Source organism: Acidobacteriota bacterium, from assembly GCA_003696075.1.
Lineage (GTDB): Bacteria > Acidobacteriota > Polarisedimenticolia > J045 > J045 > J045.
On record RFHH01000140.1, the window covers coordinates 1 to 17,242 of the forward strand.

Here is a 17,242-nt window from a genome sequence, read left to right on the forward strand (position 1 = left end):
ATCCAGACGATCCGCGCCGGAACGGGAACCAGTGCCAGCTCGGGCGCCTCCGCCCGCTGGTAGATCCGGACGGGAACCGCCCGGAAACCGGTCCCCGGCTCCTCCGCCGGCGCCCCCTCCTCCAACGCCGGCGGCGGCGGGGCGGTCCGGCCGGCGGCCGGCGTCCTGGCGCGTTCCCGAGCCAGAAGCAGCAAGGCCACGGCGAGGAGCCCCGCGGCGGCCCCGAGCGCCAGCCCGGCGGCCGCCGCGCGCCGGGGCGTCACGGAGCGTCCCCCGCGCGCTCCTCCGCGCGGGCGCCGAAGGTGCGGATGGCGTCCCGGAGCGCCTCGGCCAGGCGCGACCGGTAGGCGGGATCGGCGAGACGCGCCTCTTCTTCGGGGTTCGTCACGAAACCGAGCTCGACGAGAACCGCCGGGCAGGTCGCGCCGACGAGCACCCGGAACGGCGCCCGCCGGACGCCGCGATCCGCGATGCCGAGAAGGCGGTTCAACCGGCGCTGGATCGTCCGCGCGAGCCGGGCGCTCTCCTGGAGATACTCCCGCTGCGCCATGTCCCACAGGATGAGCGGCAGCTCGTCGCTTCCGCCGGCGGCGTTGCCCGCGCCGGCGGCGGCCACGGCGTTGTTCTCGAGCGCCGCGAGGGTGCGGGCGGCGTCGTCGGTCGCCTCGGCGGAGAGGAAGTACGTCTCGGCGCCCCGCGCGCTCGCCGCGCGCGAGGCGTTCGCGTGGAGGGAGACGAACAGATCGGCGTGCCACCGGTTGGCGATGGCCGCCCTCTCGTCGAGACCCAGATCGATGTCGCCGTCGCGCGTCAGGAGCACCTCGAAGCCCTCGGCGCGGAGCAGCTCGCGGAGGCGGCGGGCGATGTCGAGGACCAGATCTTTCTCCTTGACCCCTCCCGGACCGACCGCGCCGTCCTCGGCGCCTCCATGCCCCGGATCGAGCACGACCCGCCGGACCGGGCCCGCCGGCGCCGTCGCGGCGACCGGCGTCACCTTCGCGGCGGCCCCCAGCATCGTGAGGACGAAGCCGGGAGGAGCCGAGCGGCGCTCGCCCTCGACACGTTCGAGATCGGGGCCGGCGCGCAGGACGATCCGCAGGCCCGCCGGATCGCGAGCCGCCTCGATGGCCGCCAGGAGGCGCCCCCCGATCTCGCGCCGCCGCCAGGGCGGCTCCACCGGGCCTCCGGCCGCGACCGCGACCTCCCAGTCGCCGTCCGGCCGCCGCCGGACGTCCACCCGCTCCGGCGGGCGGTCCAGCCGCGCTTCGAGCGTCAGGCGGCCGTCCCCCCCGCCCGCGAGCGACCACCCGCTCCCGCCCGGCTGCCGCTCCGGCTCCAGGGCGGCGAGCAGGCGGGGTACGGCTTGCTCCGGCACGAAGAGGTCGCCGTCGCGCCGGATGGCGTCGCGCCCGAGCGAGAGGACGACCGATCCGGCCCGCGCCAGGCCGGGAAGGTCCGAAGGAAAGACGAGGGCGCGGCCCTCGGCGGTCTCGAGCCGGAACGTCCCGCCCTCGGCGGCGATCCGCGCGCCGAGCGCCGCGGCGATGCTCTTGAGCGAGGCGTACCGGACGCCGCCCGCGACGATCGCCGGCACGATCGCCTGGCGCCGCCCCAGGTCGAGCCGGACCACCTCCCGCCCCGCGGCCCCCAGGCCGGCCGCTGCCGCCGACACGGCGAGGAGCGCGGCGAGGAGCGCGCGGCGGGGACGGCCCCGGACGGCGCGGAAAGCGGTGAACGCGGGCGGCATCGGGTGAATTCTAAGTCCTCGCCCGGGCCGCGGCCCGGACCCGGCTCAGCCCGCGGCCGGCCCCGCCTCGGCGACCTCCCGGTCGACCATCGACCGGAACGGCTCGAAGTGCTCGGCGAACATGCGCGCGAGCTTCCTCGCGTGCTCGTCGTAAGCGTCCTTGTCCCGCCAGGTCGCCCTGGGATCGAGCACGTCGTCCGGCACGCCGGGGCAGCGCGTGGGGACCTCCACCCGGAACCGCTCGTCCCGCCGCATCGGGATCTCGTCGAGCTGTCCGGCCAGCGCCGCCCGGACCATCGCCCGCGTCAGGGAGAGCTTCATCCGGCTGCCGACGCCGTAGGGTCCGCCGGTCCAGCCGGTGTTGACGAGCCAGACGCGCGTCCCGTGGCGATCCATCTTCTCGCCGAGCAGCTCGGCGTACCGCCCCGGGTGGAGGGGCATGAACGGCGCGCCGAAGCAGGCGGAGAAGGTGGCCTGAGGCTCGACGATGCCCCGCTCCGTGCCGGCGACCTTCGCCGTGTAGCCGGCGAGGAAGTGGTACATCGCCGCCGAACGGTCGAGCCTGGCGATCGGGGGGAGCACGCCGAAGGCGTCGCAGGTGAGGAAGACGATGTTGCGCGGATGGCCGGCGTGCCCCTCGGGCACGATGTTCTCGAGGTGCGTGATCGGATAGCTCGCGCGCGTGTTCTCGGTGAGGGAATCGTCGTCCAGGTCGAGGGCGCGGGTCTCCTCGTCGATGACGACGTTCTCCAGGATCGCGCCGAAGCGGTGGCTGGCGGCGTAGATCTCCGGCTCCGCCTCGCGGCTCAAGCGGATCACCTTCGCGTAGCAGCCGCCTTCGAAGTTGAAGATGCCGTCGTCGTCCCAGCCGTGCTCGTCGTCCCCGATCAGCCGCCGGTCGGGATCGGCCGAGAGCGTCGTCTTCCCCGTGCCGGAGAGCCCGAAGAAGAGGGCCGTGTCCCCGTCGCGGCCCACGTTCGCGGAGCAGTGCATCGGCATCACGCCCTTCAGCGGCAGCAGGTAGTTCATGAGCGTGAAGAACGACTTCTTGATCTCCCCCGCGTAGCCGGTACCCGCGATCAGCAGCAGGCGGCGGCCCATGTCGAGCACGATCGCCGCTTCCGAGTTGGTTCCGTCGATCGCCGGGTCGGCCGCGAAGTCCGGGGCGTGGAGCAGGGTGAAGCTCGGCTCGAACGTGTCGAGCTCCTCCCTCGGCGGCCGGACCAGCATGTTCCGCGCGAAGAGGGCATGCCAGGCGCTGTCGGTGACGACCCGGACGGGCAGGCGGTGCGCCGCCGTCGTGCCGGCGTACAGGTCCTGCACGAAGAGGTCCCGCCCCGACAGATGCTCGGCGATGCGCCGGTGCAGCCTCTCGAAGTCGCCCTCGAAGGGGCGGTTCACCGGACCCCACCAGATGTTCGATTCGCTCCCCGGCTCGCGGACGAAGAACTTGTCGTTCGGCGAGCGTCCCGTGTACCGGCCGGTGTGCACGACGAGCGAACCCTCGCGCGACACCCAGCCTTCGCGCCGCCGCACGCTCTGTTCGAAGAGCTTCGGCTCGGTGAGGTTCCAGTAGACGTTGCCGGAAGGGCTGATCCCGTGGCGGTCGAGCCCCACCGGGCTCGGGCGCCCCTCATTCGATGCCATCGCCGCCTCCTCCGCCGCCCGGCCCCCGGGCTAACCGAACAGTAAACACGCGGCGCATTCTAGGGGCGCGGGCCGCAACCGGGCAACTTCGCGTTGACGCCCTTTCCGGCAGGCCCCTATCATGACCGGGCTTTCCGCGTAAGACCCCCAGCGCCGGTCACGCCGGCCCCGGGCCGCCGCCCGGTCCTCGCGCGGGACCGCCGCCGAAGGGACGGCATGCCGCTCGACCGAAGGGCGCTTCTCGAGGATTTCGAGGCAGGGTTCAAGCCCCGGACGGAGCGGCTCGTGGGGCTCGAATACGAGCTGATCGGGGTCCGGCTGGACGACGCCACGCACCTTCCCTACGACGGCGGCCCGGTCTCCGTCACCTCGGTGCTGGAACGCCTGATCCGCGACTACGGCTGGCGGGCCGTCGGGGGGCCTCCCCTTCTCGAGCTGGAGCGCGAGGGCTCGAGGATCACGCTCGAACCGGGCGCGCAGCTCGAACTGTCGGCCCGGCCCCACCGCACCCTGCGCGGCGCGCACGCGGAGCTGCGCCGTTTTCTCGCCGAGCTGCGGGCGGCCACCGAGCCGCTGGGGGCGGCGTGGCTTCCGCTGGGAATGCAGCCGGTCTCGCCCCCCGACCGGATCGCGCTCATCCCGAAGCCGCGGTACGAGATCATGAACCGGTACCTTCCGACGCGTGGTGCGGGCGCGGTGTGGATGATGCGCACCACCGCCGGTGTGCAGGTGAACCTCGACGTCTTCTCCCCGGAGGAGGCGGCGCGCGGTTTGCGCCTGGCGCTCCTCGTCAGCTCGCCGGTCGTGGCGCTCCTGGCGAACTCGCCGGTGAGCGAAGGGGCCGCGAACGGGTTCATGTCCAAGCGCGCCGCGAGCTGGCTCGACGTCGACAGCGACCGCTGCGGCCTGCCGCCGCGCCTGCTCTCGCCCGGCCTTCGTGCGTCCGACTACGTGGACTGGGCGCTCGAGGCCGGGATGTTCTTCGTGGAGCGCGACGGGCGGCTGGTCGACATGACGGGGGTGAAGTTCCGCGAGTTCCTCGAACGGGGCGCCCGCGGCCAGCAGGCGAGCCTGGCGGACTGGAAACTCCACCTGACGACGCTGTTCCCCGAGGCGCGCCTCAAGAGCTACCTCGAGATCCGGTGCGCCGACGGCAACCCTCCGGATCTCGCGCTCGCCTTCGCCGCGCTGGCGACCGGCTTGATCTACGGCGGCAGCGATGGCCACGAGGCGGTCGAATCGCTCCTGGGCGGCTTCGACGCCGAGGCCCGGATCGCCTTCCACATGGACTGCGCCCGCCGGGGACCGGCGGCGCGGGCTCCCGACGGGCGATCCGCCGCGGAGCTGATGCGGGAGCTGCTGCGCCTGGCGGCGGCGGAGCTGGAACGGCGGTCGCCCGAGGACCGGCCGCTGCTCGCGCCGCTCGAGGCGCTCGCCGAAGAAGGGCGATGCCCGGCGATGGAAACCCTCGAAAGGTGGGAGCGCGACGGCGCCGGGGCCGTCGCGGCTCTGGCCGCCGCGCTGGCGGAATGAGCCGCGTTGACACCCGCCGGGGGCGCCGGTAGACTCGCCCGCGCTTCGGACCGCCCGGCGGCGCTCCGTGTCGGACGCCCCTGCGACCCCATCGTCCAGCCAGGTTAGGACACCAGCCTTTCAAGCTGGGAACACGGGTTCAAATCCCGTTGGGGTCGCCATCATCCTCTTTCCCCGGGGGCGGCGGGGAGGTCGAAGCGGCGGCGCGTGACCAGGAGCAGCGAGCCGCTCCGCCGCAGCTTCCGGTAACCCAGCAGGTGGAAGATCTGCAGCGGAAACCAGCGGGCGATCCGCACGTCGACCACGAGCGTGTCGTCCCGCTCGGGATGGCGGCGGACGCCGGGAAGCCAGTGGGCCGCCTCACCCGCACGAAGCCGGCGCAGCAGTCGTGACAACCCGAGCCAGAAGCCGCTGACCGGGCGGGCGATGAAGAAACCGTCGCTCCCCTGCCCCTGGTACAGCGGCAGCAGAACGAGTCCCGACACGGGTGCGCGCACCGGTCCGCGGAGATCGTCCGCGACCGCCTGGCCCCGGACCACCGGCGTGAAGCTGGCGAATCCGGGCCGCATGCGGAAACCGTCCTCCGGCCGGACCCGGTGCCGGTAGACCACCTCGAGCGTGCGCGGCCGCCCGCGGCGGCAAGCCGCGAGTCGCTGGCGGGCCCGGCGCACCTCGGGCGGTTCCGGGGCCGGCAGCAACCCCGCCGCGGCCGAGGCCGTCCAAAGGCAGGCCTCGTGCACTTCGACCGCCGCCGGATCGGCGTGCTGGCCCGCCTCGATCCCCAGCGTGATGCAGCCGAGGTTGTTCATGTACTCGAGCAGGGCGCCGTCGATCTGCTCCTCGAGGCCGAGGATGGCCGGGAGAGGAAACGCGCGGGCGAACGACCGGTTGCGGAGAGTGTCGCCCACGGTGACGAACGGGGCTCCTTCCGCGGAGCTGGTGTGCAGGTCGAGAAAGTGAGTCCCCTGCGGCCTCGAGTCGATCTCGGCCTCGATCTCGTCCAGCAGCTCGAGGAGCTCCCGCTCTTCCGAGCACTCCGGCCGTCTCGTGGCGCGCAGCCTCTCGACGAGGGGTGGAAGCCAGATGCGGTTCAGGTCGCGGTCGACGAAACGGCGCCCCATCGCCAGCGCCGCCCGGTTGCCCGCCAGGGCGACGAAGCGGCCGTCGAGCCGCGTCCCGGAGGCGTCGAGAGCGGCGAGAAAGCGCCGCACGGCCAGGACACCCGCCGGTTCGTTGCCGTGGATCCCGGCGACGGCGATGAGGAGCGGCCGGGCGCCCTGCGGGCCGCGCCGGCCGAGAACCCGCGGCGTCGCAGCCGTTCGGGCTTGCGGTTCCGCGCTCAACCGTTCCCCCCGCGGGCTCCCGCCCGCACCAAGCGGCGCCGCGCACGGACTCCCCTGCGGGCCCGATCCGGCCATCTCGCGCATCCCTTCACCGGCTCAGCTTCTGCTCGAGGAGCTCGCGCGCGATGTCCATGAAATCGCGCTCCGTCACGATCCCGATCAGCTTCCCGTCCTTGACGACCGGGAGGCAGCCGATCCCGTGCTCGCGCATCAGCCGGATCGCCTCGAGGGTGCCCGTTTCCGGCCCGACCGTGACCAGGTCCCGGACCATGATCTCCGACACCGGGATCGCTTCGGAGCTTTCGCGCTCGCGCCCGTGGGCCAGGACGCGAAGCAGGTTGCGGTAGGAGACGAGGCCGACGAGGCGGTGGTCGCGGTCCTCGACGGGAACGTGGCGGATCCGCTCCCACTCCATCAGGTTCGCGACGAGATCGACAGGTTCGTCCGCGTGCACGGTGAACAGATCGGTTGTCATGAACTGCTCGACCTTGAGGTAGTTCTTGGTCCAGCCGCCGCCCTCGGCGAGGTCGGCGAGCGCCCACTCGTGAACCGGCGTCCCCGTGAACTGCCGGGCGGCCGTCGCCGCGACGATCGCGTTGAGCCGCTCCCCGAGCGTTCCCTTGTCCTTGAACCCGGCGAGCGACCGGAGCTGCCAGTGCGCGCCGGTGAGGCGGCTCTCGGCCCGCTCCTGGATGACGCCCATGTAGCGGTCGATGTCCTCGGCGCGAATTCCGCCCCCGGCGAGCCCCTCCCGGGCCATCGGCACCAGCTCTCCGAGGATCAGGTCTCGCGCAGGGTAGGTGCGCCCGTCGATCCAGTGGAACTCCGCACCCAGGCCGTGGCGCGCGGCCGCGTGGAAGTTCTCCACGGCGTCGGCGAAATCCATGAGGTGCCGCGGATCCCCGTGCTGGTCGGCGATCTTGGCGATCAGGCCGAACCAGAACGCCGCGTTGGCGACCTCGTCCAGGATCGACGGGCCGGAGGGAAGGACGCGGTTCTCGATCCGCAGGTGCGGGCGCCCGGCGCTGATTCCGTAGCAGGGGCGGTTCCAGCGGTAGACGGTGCCGTTGTGCAGCCGCAGGGCCTTCAGCTCGGGCACGTCGCCCCTCTCGAGCGCGAGGAGAGGGTTCTCGGCGTCGTCCGCCGAGATCAGCGCCCGGAAGCGGGCGATGTCCTCCCGGAACAGCTCGGTGACCGAGCGCTCGACCCAGCGCCTCCCGAACGAAACGCGGGGGATCCTCTCCCGCATGTGATGATGGGCCCCCCGCGTGTCGACCGCCTGCTGGAACAGCGCGATCCGTGTTTCGCGCCAGAGACGCTTGCCGAAGAGCAGTGGCGAGTTGGTCGCCACCGCGAGGATCGGGGCCGCCACCAGTTGCGCGATGTTGTAGAGCTTCGCGAACTCCTCCGCTCCCACCTGGAAGTGGACCTGGAAGCTGGCGTTGCACGCTTCCACCATCACGGAGTCGTGCTTGACGATCAGCTCGTCCACACCCCGGATGTGGAACTCGTACGCTCCTCCCCGCAGGCTCCCGAGCGCCCGATTCAGGGCGAAGTACCGCGGCACGGGCGTCATGTTGTCGAGCCCGAGGTCCGACTTGCGCAGCGTGGGGAGGATTCCCGTGAGAACGACTCTCGCGCCCGTCTCGCGGGCCGCCCGCTCGGCCTTCGCGAGCAGTTCCTCGAGCTGCCGTTCCATGCGGCTCAGGCAATCCCCGCCGAAGGTGAGCGGGTCGAGGTTGAGCTCCAGGTTGAACAGGCCGAGCTCCGTGGTGAAGTGGGGATCGTCGACTCGCTCCAGGACCTCGAGAGCGACGGGAGCGGGCCGCCAGCTGTCGTCGACGAGAAACATCTCCTGCTCGGCGCCGATGCGGCGGACGCCGGATTCGATCATCCCCTCGTCGATCATGCGCTCCAGGGCGCGGAGGTCCTGGAGGACCGCCCGCATGAACGCCCGGTGCTGGCGTCCCGTCTCCGCAGCCTGGACGTCCCGTTCGCCCATGTCGCCCCGGCGCCTGGGCCGCCGGCCCGGCGCCGCCTCTCAGGGGAAGATACCGAGCTCGAGGTAGCTCTGCCCCACCTTTTCGATGGCGAGAATGTACGCGGCGGTCCGCATGTCGTGAACCGTCCGTTTCCGCCGCATGACCTCGGAGATCTCCTGGTAGGCGGTGATCATCGTCTCTTCGAGGCCGGAGTTGACGAGGTCCTCCTCGCCCATGCCGCGGACGAGCGGCTGCCTCATCCCTGGCCGCATCTTCTTGCCGACCAGACTCTCGATGGCGGCCACGAACGATTTCCTCAGCTCCTCGTCCAGCTTCTTCTCCAGCCGCCCGTAGCGCATGTGGGAGATGTTCTTCGTCCACTCGAAGTAGGAGACGGTGACGCCGCCCGCATTGAGATAGATGTCCGGGATGATGAACACCCCCCGCTTCAGGAGCACCTCTTCCGCACCGGGCGTCGTGGGACCGTTCGCCGCCTCGGCCACCAGCCTCGCCTTGATCCGGTGGGCGTTCTCCAGGGTGATCTGGTTCTCGAGCGCGGCGGGGATCAGGATGTCGCAGTCGACCTCGAGGCAGTCGGTCCCCTTCTCCAGCGTCTTGGCGCCCGGGAACCGGCGGATCGACCCGGTCTTCTTCCGGTGGCGCGCCAGCGCCTTGATGTTGAGGCCGTTGGGATCGTAGACGGTGCCGTCCCACTCGCCGACCGCGACGATCTTCGCCCCGTCCTCTTCCTGGAGGATCCGCGCTGCGTGGTAGCCCACGTTCCCGAATCCCTGTATGGCGATGCGCTTGCCTTCGAGCCCCCCGTCGAGTCCGGCCCGCGCGACGTCGCGCGGCGTGCGGAAGAACTCGCGCAGGCCGTAGACCACGCCGCGGCCGGTCGCCGCCGTCCTCCCGCGGATGCCGCCCTGTGTCACCGGCTTCCCGGTGACGCAGGCCATGTTGTCGAGCTGGCCCGGATGGAAGGCATCGTAGGTGTCGGCGATCCAGGCCATCTCGCGCTCGCCGGTTCCGTAGTCGGGCGCAGGGACGTTCTCGCCGGGACCGATGAAGTTCTTGCGGATCAGCTCGGCGGTGAAGCGGCGGGTGATCCGCTCGAGGACCTCGGGCGGGTAGTTCCGCGAGCGCAACCGGATCCCCCCCTTCGACCCGCCGAACGGAACGTTGGCGATCGCGCACTTGAAGGTCATCAGCGCGGCGAGCGCCATGATCTCGTCCTGATCCACCATCCGGCTGTAACGGATCCCCCCCTTGAGCGGCTTCCTGTGGTGGCTATGCTCGGCGCGCCAGCCGTGGAAGATCCGGTATTCCTTTCCGATCTTGACCGGGAACTGGATGTGGATGACGTTGTTGCAGGCCTTGATCTGCTCGAGAAGCCCTGCCGGCAGCTTCACGTGACGCGCGGCGCGATCGAACTGGCGCGCCACGATGTTGTTGAGATTGAGATCCTCCCGGGCCGCCCCGTTTCGTCTCGCCACGCCGGCTTCCTCCCACCCGCGACGTCCCGCCCTGGCCCGCAACAGCCTGGGAACGGCGGCTAACGCGACCGCGGCGCGGGATTCTATCCGCAGCGCCGGTCCGGATGCCACAGGCGGGCCCGGCGCCGGGCGGGTGCCTTCGCGGACCGTCCGCCGCGCCGCCGCCGGCGCGACCGCCCCGCGGCGGGCCGCCCACGTCTTGCCCAGGGCGTCCCGGCCGCGGTAGCGCGAGCTGTGGCCACCCGCCGGCGGCCGTTCGTCTTGTTTTCGCGGCTCGGGGTCGCCTCCGGCGAAGAGCAGGCCGTTTCGTCCGCGATGCGCGTGACGCCGGAACCCCTTCACGGAAGACGAGCGGCTTGGTAGAATCGCCACAGAGAACGCTGGGAGGGGCGGACTCGGTAGCCTGGCGAACTCTCGACCCCCACCGGCCGGGTGAGCGCTGGACCGCCGCGCACGCCAGGGGTCGCGCCTCATGAGCGCTCGCCACCGTCCAGCAGGCCGGGAGTTCTTCAAACGGTGGGTCGGTGCGACGTTCGCCGGCTGGCTGCTCGGGTTCGTGTTCATCGTCCTCGCAGCGGCCGGTGGGGACCTGATCGGCGTGGGGGACGGGGAATCCCAGTTCATCGTTGGGATCGCCATGGGCGCCGGCGTCGGGTATGCGCAGGGACGCGTGATGCGGCGGCGGCTGGACGTGACCTGGGGCTGGGTGTGGGCGTCCGCCATCGGATTGGGCGTGCCGGTCGGAGCGTTTGACATCGCCACTGCGGTTTGGGGCGAGTCTTGGCCCTCCATTCCAATCGCCGTCGTGACCGGCGGACTCCTTGCCGGTTTGCTGCAACGACGCATCCTTCGTTCCCGTTGCGCCAGGGCCGACTGGTGGGTGCCGGCTTGTGTCGCGGGCTGGACATCGGCGACGGGGACAGCCGCCGTCAGCGGGCTGCTTCCTTCGGGTCCTTCTGCCGGGTGGTTTGCTCTCGTCAATATCGCGGTGATCCTCCTGGGGGGTGTCGTCCTGGGTATCGTCACCGGCGGAGCGCTGGTCTGGATGCTTCGAGATTGACGCATGTGGTCCGATCAGGCGTTGGAGCGCGTCCGCTGCAACGGCAGCCGAGCGGCCGATCGCCAGGTTGTCCTGCGAACGCAAAGCGAAAGGGAAACTCGCATGAAGCACGCCGCCTGGTTGTCGAGGCGTGCGCTCCTGTGGGGCGGTTTCCTGTTCGGCGTCCCTCCGTCGGTCCTCGCCCGCGCAAGAAAGGCGCGCAGAGGCCGAGCTGAAAGTCCTAACCGCCATCGAGAGGGCGCTTCCTTCGGCTATCGCTCTTTCCGGTGAATCCGGGAGCTCTTCGCAAGTGTCGGTCCCTGCAGGCCACTCGATCTCCCGGAGGGGTTCCGCTGCCGGGCGCGCGCGGGTCGCATCCCTCACCCGCCGCGCGCTCCCCGCCAAGGCCACGGCCGGCCGCGGGCGGGGCGGGGCGGCGGCGCCGGATGCCCGGACCGGCCGGGTGCGGCGGCAGGCGGAACGGTGGAGCGCCGCCCGGTGGAGCAGCCGATGGCCGCGGGCTTTCCAGCCTCCCGCAGGTCGCGGCCCGGCGGGCCGTTGCGGGCGCCCCGCACCGGCCGGATCGCCTTCCCGCGGGCACGCCCCGGGGGCGGTTGCGCCGCCGCGGGGATCGGGGTAACGCTCCGCTCGACGAGGGGGACGAACGATGCGGCGGGGCTTCCTGCTCGGAATCGCAGCGCTGGGACTCGCCGGACTCGCACCCGGCCTCGGGGCGGCGGGCGGCCCCGACACGATTCCGGCCGGGGCCGTGCCGAGCGCGCGGGTGAGCGGGGTCGTGGAAACCTGGATCCCGGCGTGCGGGTCGAATCAACCCCCCGTCCCCGTTCCCGGCGTCCCGGTCGAGGCGATGGCGGGAGGCCTGCCGGTCGCCGCGACGACCACCGATCCGGGCGGCGCGTTCGAGCTGGCGATCCCGGCGCGGGTGCCGGTGCGCCTGCGGGTGCTCCTCCCGTTCGACTTTCCCCTCGTTTACGAGGGTCTCGTCGCGGGAGAGGAGCGGCACCTGGATCTCGGCCCGGTCGCGGGCACGGTGCGCTTCGAGCCCGGCCTCGTCGCGGTCCGCTTCGCGCCGGAGGCCGGTGAGGCCGAGCGGGCCGCGATCCTCGCCGCCTGCCGGCTGGATCCGGACGGGACGCTGCCCGGGCGACAGCTCGCCCGAACGCGGAACGGCGAGCACGTCGTCGAGGCGATCGCCTGCCTGCTCCGCTTCGCCCCGCGCGTCACCGGAGCCGAGCCGGGGCGCTACTTCGAAGGCTGCGGTCCGGCCAGCTCGTTCCTGCCCTGAGACGGCCGACCGGATCGCGCCGGCCGGTGTCCTCCCGGCAGGCGGCGGCGGACCGGCGTATCTTCAGATCGCCATCGCCAGCGAGGGCTCCCCCGCCCGTGCGCCTCGCATCAGGAGGACGCCATGGGCCTCGGCCAACGCTGCTGCCTCGCCGCTCTCGCCGGAACGGTCCTGGTTCTCGCCTCGGCGGCGGCGCCGGAACCGAGGGGCCGGACCGCCCGGGACGACGTCCCGGTGCCCGCCGCCCGCGCCGTCCGGGGGACCCCCCGGACCGTCCCGCCGCGCGGTCCGCAGCCGAGCCCCGCGCAGGGGGGCGCGGTCACCGACCCGGCGTGGGAACTCGTGGACGAGATCCACCTGGACGAGCGCGTCCCGCTCGGAGACCGGGCGGCCGTGCGGTTCGACGCCGCGGCGGAGATCTTGTCGGAAGTGGCACCGGCGCCGGGGATCACCAGCCTCGCGGCCCAGGCGGTGCAACGAGCCCCGACCTGGCTGCAGCACGAACTCGAAGACCTGTTCGCCCGCCTGCCGTCGGCGCGCCAGGACGAGCTGGCGAACGTCATCCTCGATGCCGCCGATCCGTACGTCGACGAGATCGCGTTCGAGGTGGCGCACCTGGCCCCCCAGGATCTCCAGAACGGGTCCTTCTTCACCTCGCTGATCACGGACAACGCCCATTGGCTGTACTCGATCGATGCCGATGTCGACTACGCGGAGATCGTGGACTACGGCTCCGCCGCGGCGGGCGGCGACTACTACTCGACGATCCGCTATCGAGTCGAGGAGGACGGCGTCCCGGCGACCTACGAGCTGCCCCGAGACATCTACTACTGGTACGTCGTCCACCCGCGCGGCTCGGACGAGCTGCCCACCTACATCGACCCTGCCGCCCCGTGCAGCTCGGGCGGGACTCCGGCAGCGCCGCCGACGGGCCGCTTCTGGCGCGACTGGCTGTTCTACGGCGCGACGAACTCCCAGGGCGGCCAGTGCGACAACGACCGCGACGGCGCCATCGACGGACCGTGCCCGGTGCTCCGCGACATGCTCGCCGGCGTGACCGTCCTCTGGAAGGGCCTGCGCGACGTCTCGGGCGCTGCGAACGGCGCGGTCGGCGTCGTCACCGAATGGGTGCGCCGCTCGCTCGGGAAGTTCGGCGATCGCGACGGCTGCCGTCCCATCCAGCCCGTCACGATCTACTACTGGATGGACGGCAACTGCGGCGAATGGGGAGATCTGACGATGGCAGCCGCGCGGGCGGCCCTGATCCCGACCATCGTGATCGATGCCGCGGTCAACGACCACTGCTGGAACGAGTTCTATGAACGCCGCTGGGTCCAATGGGAGCCGACGAACAACTTCATCGACCATCCCGACGCCTACGACTCCTGGTGGTCATCGCACGGCGGCATGGCCTCCTGCCACGCCTGGCGCGGCGACGGTTTCGGCTGGTCCGACGAGACCGCGCTGTACACGCCGTCGGCGACACTGACGGTGAATGTCGTCGACGCCAACGGCTATCCGGTCGATGGGGCACGGGTGAAGCTGCTCAGCGAGCTGGACGCCTTCCCGCTGCTCCTCAACACGATCACGCAGGGGCACACGGATGACTCCGGCCAGGTGACGTTCACGATCGGCGACCATCGCAACTTCTACGTCAGCGTCCATACCCCTTGGGGCGACTACCCCTCCTCCGGCGCGGCGGAGGCGGTCCACGACGCCGTCGCCGGCACGAGCTACACCTACGACGTGCCGCCCTTCCCCGGAACGGTCCCCCGCGTCGACGTCTCCTCCGCGCCGCCCCCGCCGGACCCTATCGACGACCACATGCTGGAGATCGACTACAGCGTGGACGGGGAGCTTCTCCACGGCGACGGCTACAGCACCGGCATCGAGTACTGCCGCCACCTCTCCCCCGGCAACGTCGACTTCTTCATCGCCGACGATCCGAACTGGAGCCAGTTCGAATCCGGGTCCGCGTGCGAGGCGCACGAGATCGCCCTCGACAGCGCCGGCGGTTACCTCCAGTTCGTCGTGCCGGACGCCGGCGACTGGTACGTCGTCTTCGCCAACAAGGCCGGGATGGATCTCGGGCAGCTGCTCGCGGCCACGGTGCGCCTGTACCGCAACACCGGAGCCGTCCCGCCGGTCGAACACCTGACGGTCGATCGGGACGGCTTCGCCTCGCTGCTCGACTGGGAGGACGTCGTCGGCCAGAACGTCGACGGCTACAACGTCTACCGCTCGACGAATCCGGCCGACGTGGGGAAGGACCGGACGGAGGGCGAACTCGCACCCTTCCTGCTGGCGCAGACGGCGACCTCCGACTACCGCGACCCTGAGGCCGCCCCCACGGGCACTTGCTTCTTCTACAGCGTGCGCACGAGGAGCAAGCGCGGCGGCATCTCCCCCTGACCGGTTTCGAGGTGCTCGCCCGATGGCGCGCCTTCGCGCCGCGGGATGCGGCCGGGGGAGCCTTCCGCCCCGCCCGCCGCGTCCGGCACCGGAGCGCCGATCGGACCTCCCGGCGCTGCCGCCACGCGTGCGGCCGGCAACCGCCGCCGCCGACGGCGCGGGAACGGGGCGGCGCTCAGCGGCGCCTTCCCCACCCGGCTGGCAGCGGGCTCGTGCTGCGGTCGCGGGCGGCGGCAGAGCCGCACGGGATCAGGGCGGCCCGCCCGCGCGCTCGCGCCGGGCGGGGCATCGCGGCGCGTTCCGGGTTACCATGCGCGCGGCCGATCGCGCCCCGACGGCCGGGAGGTCCCGACCGTGGCCCTGGAAACCCGCCCCCGCCCCGGACAGGCCGTCCGGCGGCGGTTCGCCGACTACGCCGAGCTGACCAAGGCGCGCCTGTCGGCTCTCGTGGTGTTGACCGCGGCAGCCGGCTACGCCGCCGCCGGTGCGCCGCTGGTGTCGATCCGCTTCGCCGCGGCGGTCCTCGGCGTCGGGCTCGCGGCACTCGGCGCCAACGGCCTCAACCAGTGGTGGGAGGCGCCGCTCGACGCACGGATGGAGCGGACGCGAGGGCGGCCGATCCCGGCCGGCCGGCTGTCGCCGCGCGAGGCGCTGGTGGTGTCCCTGTTGCTCGCCGGGACCGGCGTCACGCTTCTCGCCGCCTGCGCCAATGTCCTGAGCGGCGCCCTCGCACTGGCGGTCATCCTTCTCTATGTCCTGGCCTACACGCCGCTCAAGACCCGCAGCTCGCTCTGCACCATCGTCGGCGCCGTCTGCGGGGCGCTCCCGCCGATGATCGGCTGGGCGGCCGCGGACGGCCGCGTGGCACCCGGCGCGTTCCTGCTGGCGGGAATCCTGTTCGCCTGGCAGATGCCGCATTCCCTGTCGCTGGCGTGGCTCTACCGCGAGGACTACGAAAAGGGCGGTTTCCGGTTGCTCCCGGTCGTGGACCGCGAGGGAAGTCTCACCGGTTCGATGGTGGTCCTCTACTCCCTCGTGCTGGTGCCGCTCGGCCTGCTGGCGACACTGGGAGGGCTCGCGGGCGCCGCCTTCGCGCTCGGCTCCGCGCTCCTCGGGGGCGGCCTCACCGGTGTCGGCATCGGCCTGTTCCGGAATCGAAGCCGCAGGCAGGCCCGCCGCGTCTTCCTCGCCACCCTGATCTATCTGCCGGCGCTTCTCGGACTGCTCACGGCCGATCGCGTCCCGCGGAACGGCCTTTCCTCGCCGGCGGTCGCCGAGGCCCGGCTGCCGGCCGCCTCGCCGGACAACTCTCGCGAATGAACCCGGCGGCGCCGCGCGAGCGGCGGCTCACCTTCCGGAGCGGCGGGTGGGTCCTCCTGCTGGCGCTGCTCTTGTCGCTGTCTGCGGTGGCGTGGCAGGTCGCGCCCATCCTGCTCCATCCGCGCTCGCGCGCGATCGGCGACGGAATCCACCGCGAGAGCTACGGTTTCCCTCTCCAGCCGTCTCTCGTTCCGCTCGACACGGTCGTCGGGGCGGGAATCCCGCGCGACGGCCTGCCGGCGCTCGACCACCCGGAAGCGATGACGGCCGCCGAGGAGGAGGCGTTCGAGCGGGCGATCCGGGGGCGCTTTCTGGTCGGGGAGGATCTCGTCGTCGGGGTGGCGCTGGGAGGCGAGGCGCGGGCCTATCCGCTGCGCGTGCTCAACTGGCACGAGGTCGCCAACGACGAACTCGGCGGCGTGCCGATCGCCGTCACCTACGGCCCGCTGTGCGATGCGGCGGTCGTGCTCGACCGGCGGTCCGGTGGAAGGACGATGCGCTTCGGCGTCAGCGGGCTCCTCTATCAGTCGTGCCCGCTGATCTACGATCGGACGGACGGGCAGCCCGCGCCGAGCCTGTGGGCGCCGCTCCTGCAGAAGGCCGTCATCGGCCCCGCCGCCGCCGAGGGCCGGCGGCTGAGGCTTCTCCCCTCCGCCGTCACCACGTGGGAGGACTGGCGGTCCCTCCACCCCGAGACGACGGTCCTCGTCCCCGACCGCGCGAAACTGAAGCGATACCGCCGGAACCCTTACCAGAGCTACCGCGGTTCGGACCTGTTGCGCGCCCCGGTCGATCCCTTGCCCGCCGGCGGCGCTTGGCCGCTCAAAACGCCGCTGCTCGTCGTCTGGACGCAGGCCGGCCCGCGGCCCCTGCCGCTCCCCTGGCTCGCCGAGAAAACCGGCGGCGGTGGCCGCTACGTTCTCGACGACGGCGGCCGCCGGATCCCGATCGAGGTCCGCCGGCGCCCGCTCTCCGCCTGGATCGCACCCGGCGCGGAATCGCCGGCGCCCTCCGTCCGCTGCTTCTGGTTCGCCTGGTTCGCCACGCATCCCGGCGCGCGGATCGCGCTTCCCTGACCCGCGACGCCGGGATCCAGACCCGAGTTTGACAGTTGCCACTCACATGAATGCCGCTAAGTCCTTGCGCACCAGTGCATTACCGGCGCTGCCGCCGGAAAGCCCATGTGAGTCGGTCCGCGCAGCGGCTCAGACGTGGTCGACGACGGCCGGGGGAGCCTCGATCTCGAGTGCTTTCAGGCGCTTGCGGGCGTCCGTGCCCGGCTCGGTGACCTGCCAGATCCGACCGTGGGGGCCGGACAATTGCGCCAGTTTGATCTGCCGGAGATCGTCCCGGATGTTGCGCCACGTGTCCCGGCAAGCCCGCTCCGCCACCCGCTCCAGCAACAGCGCCAGCACCG

General features: G+C 72.0%; 13 protein-coding genes and 1 tRNA gene. 7 read left to right on the forward strand and 7 right to left on the reverse strand.

Features of this window, described 5'->3' with window-relative positions:
- The 3 genes from D6718_09575 to pckA form a co-directional block, all read right to left on the reverse strand.
- On the reverse strand, positions 1-263 hold a 263-nt coding region (locus D6718_09575), incomplete at its 3' end, for a hypothetical protein (protein RMG44627.1).
- Positions 260-1,747 (reverse strand): N-acetylmuramoyl-L-alanine amidase, encoded by a 1,488-nt coding sequence (locus tag D6718_09580; protein ID RMG44628.1) that lies wholly within the window; start codon positions 1,745-1,747, stop codon positions 260-262. The genes D6718_09575 and D6718_09580, both read right to left, overlap by 4 nt.
- 45 nt (positions 1,748-1,792) lie before the next feature.
- Positions 1,793-3,394 carry a phosphoenolpyruvate carboxykinase (ATP) gene (pckA, locus tag D6718_09585; GenBank protein RMG44629.1) on the reverse strand — a complete coding sequence of 534 codons (1,602 nt, stop codon included), beginning with the start codon at positions 3,392-3,394 and terminating at the stop codon, positions 1,793-1,795.
- A gap of 216 nt (positions 3,395-3,610) precedes the next feature.
- Between pckA and D6718_09590 the strand changes: the two genes are divergently transcribed.
- Together D6718_09590 and D6718_09595 are read left to right on the forward strand one after the other, a co-directional pair.
- Positions 3,611-4,927, forward strand: a complete 1,317-nt coding sequence (locus tag D6718_09590; protein ID RMG44630.1) for a glutamate--cysteine ligase — start codon at positions 3,611-3,613, stop codon at positions 4,925-4,927.
- An 84-nt stretch (positions 4,928-5,011) separates the two neighbouring features.
- Positions 5,012-5,088 (forward strand) — tRNA-Glu (locus D6718_09595).
- On the opposite strand, the gene D6718_09600 is transcribed toward D6718_09595, so the two are convergent.
- The 3 genes from D6718_09600 to D6718_09610 are packed head-to-tail and all read right to left on the reverse strand — an operon-like array spanning position 5,089 to position 10,222.
- Positions 5,089-6,354, reverse strand: coding sequence for an aspartoacylase (locus D6718_09600; protein RMG44631.1), 1,266 nt, complete (start codon positions 6,352-6,354; stop codon positions 5,089-5,091). It abuts the tRNA gene before it with no gap.
- 4 nt (positions 6,355-6,358) lie between these two features.
- Positions 6,359-8,272 carry a CBS domain-containing protein gene (locus D6718_09605; GenBank protein ID RMG44632.1) on the reverse strand — a complete coding sequence of 638 codons (1,914 nt, stop codon included), beginning with the start codon at positions 8,270-8,272 and terminating at the stop codon, positions 6,359-6,361.
- A 39-nt stretch (positions 8,273-8,311) separates the two neighbouring features.
- Positions 8,312-10,222, reverse strand: a complete 1,911-nt coding sequence (locus D6718_09610) for a Glu/Leu/Phe/Val dehydrogenase (GenBank protein RMG44633.1) — start codon at positions 10,220-10,222, stop codon at positions 8,312-8,314.
- Here D6718_09610 and D6718_09615 point away from each other — a divergent pair.
- The 5 genes from D6718_09615 to D6718_09635 all read left to right on the forward strand — a co-directional run bounded on the left by D6718_09615 (position 10,221) and on the right by D6718_09635 (position 16,901).
- The gene (locus D6718_09615) at positions 10,221-10,808 is read left to right on the forward strand and encodes a hypothetical protein (protein RMG44634.1); all 588 of its coding nucleotides are present in this window, start codon (positions 10,221-10,223) and stop codon (positions 10,806-10,808) included. The genes D6718_09610 and D6718_09615 overlap by 2 nt on opposite strands.
- Before the next feature lie 646 nt (positions 10,809-11,454).
- Positions 11,455-12,093 (forward strand): hypothetical protein, encoded by a 639-nt coding sequence (locus D6718_09620; protein ID RMG44635.1) that lies wholly within the window; start codon positions 11,455-11,457, stop codon positions 12,091-12,093.
- Positions 12,094-12,216: 123 nt separating this feature from the next.
- Positions 12,217-14,505 carry a hypothetical protein gene (locus tag D6718_09625; GenBank protein ID RMG44636.1) on the forward strand — a complete coding sequence of 763 codons (2,289 nt, stop codon included), beginning with the start codon at positions 12,217-12,219 and terminating at the stop codon, positions 14,503-14,505.
- Between the two features lie 45 nt (positions 14,506-14,550).
- On the forward strand, positions 14,551-15,825 hold the full coding sequence (gene cyoE, locus D6718_09630; protein ID RMG44637.1) for a protoheme IX farnesyltransferase: 1,275 nt from the start codon (positions 14,551-14,553) through the stop codon (positions 15,823-15,825).
- Positions 15,822-16,901 carry a DUF3179 domain-containing protein gene (locus D6718_09635; protein ID RMG44638.1) on the forward strand — a complete coding sequence of 360 codons (1,080 nt, stop codon included), beginning with the start codon at positions 15,822-15,824 and terminating at the stop codon, positions 16,899-16,901. The genes cyoE and D6718_09635 overlap by 4 nt, the downstream gene beginning before the upstream one ends.
- A 129-nt stretch (positions 16,902-17,030) precedes the next feature.
- Here the strand turns inward: D6718_09635 and D6718_09640 are convergent.
- Positions 17,031-17,242: transposase (locus D6718_09640; protein RMG44639.1), on the reverse strand; the 212-nt coding region annotated here is incomplete at its 5' end.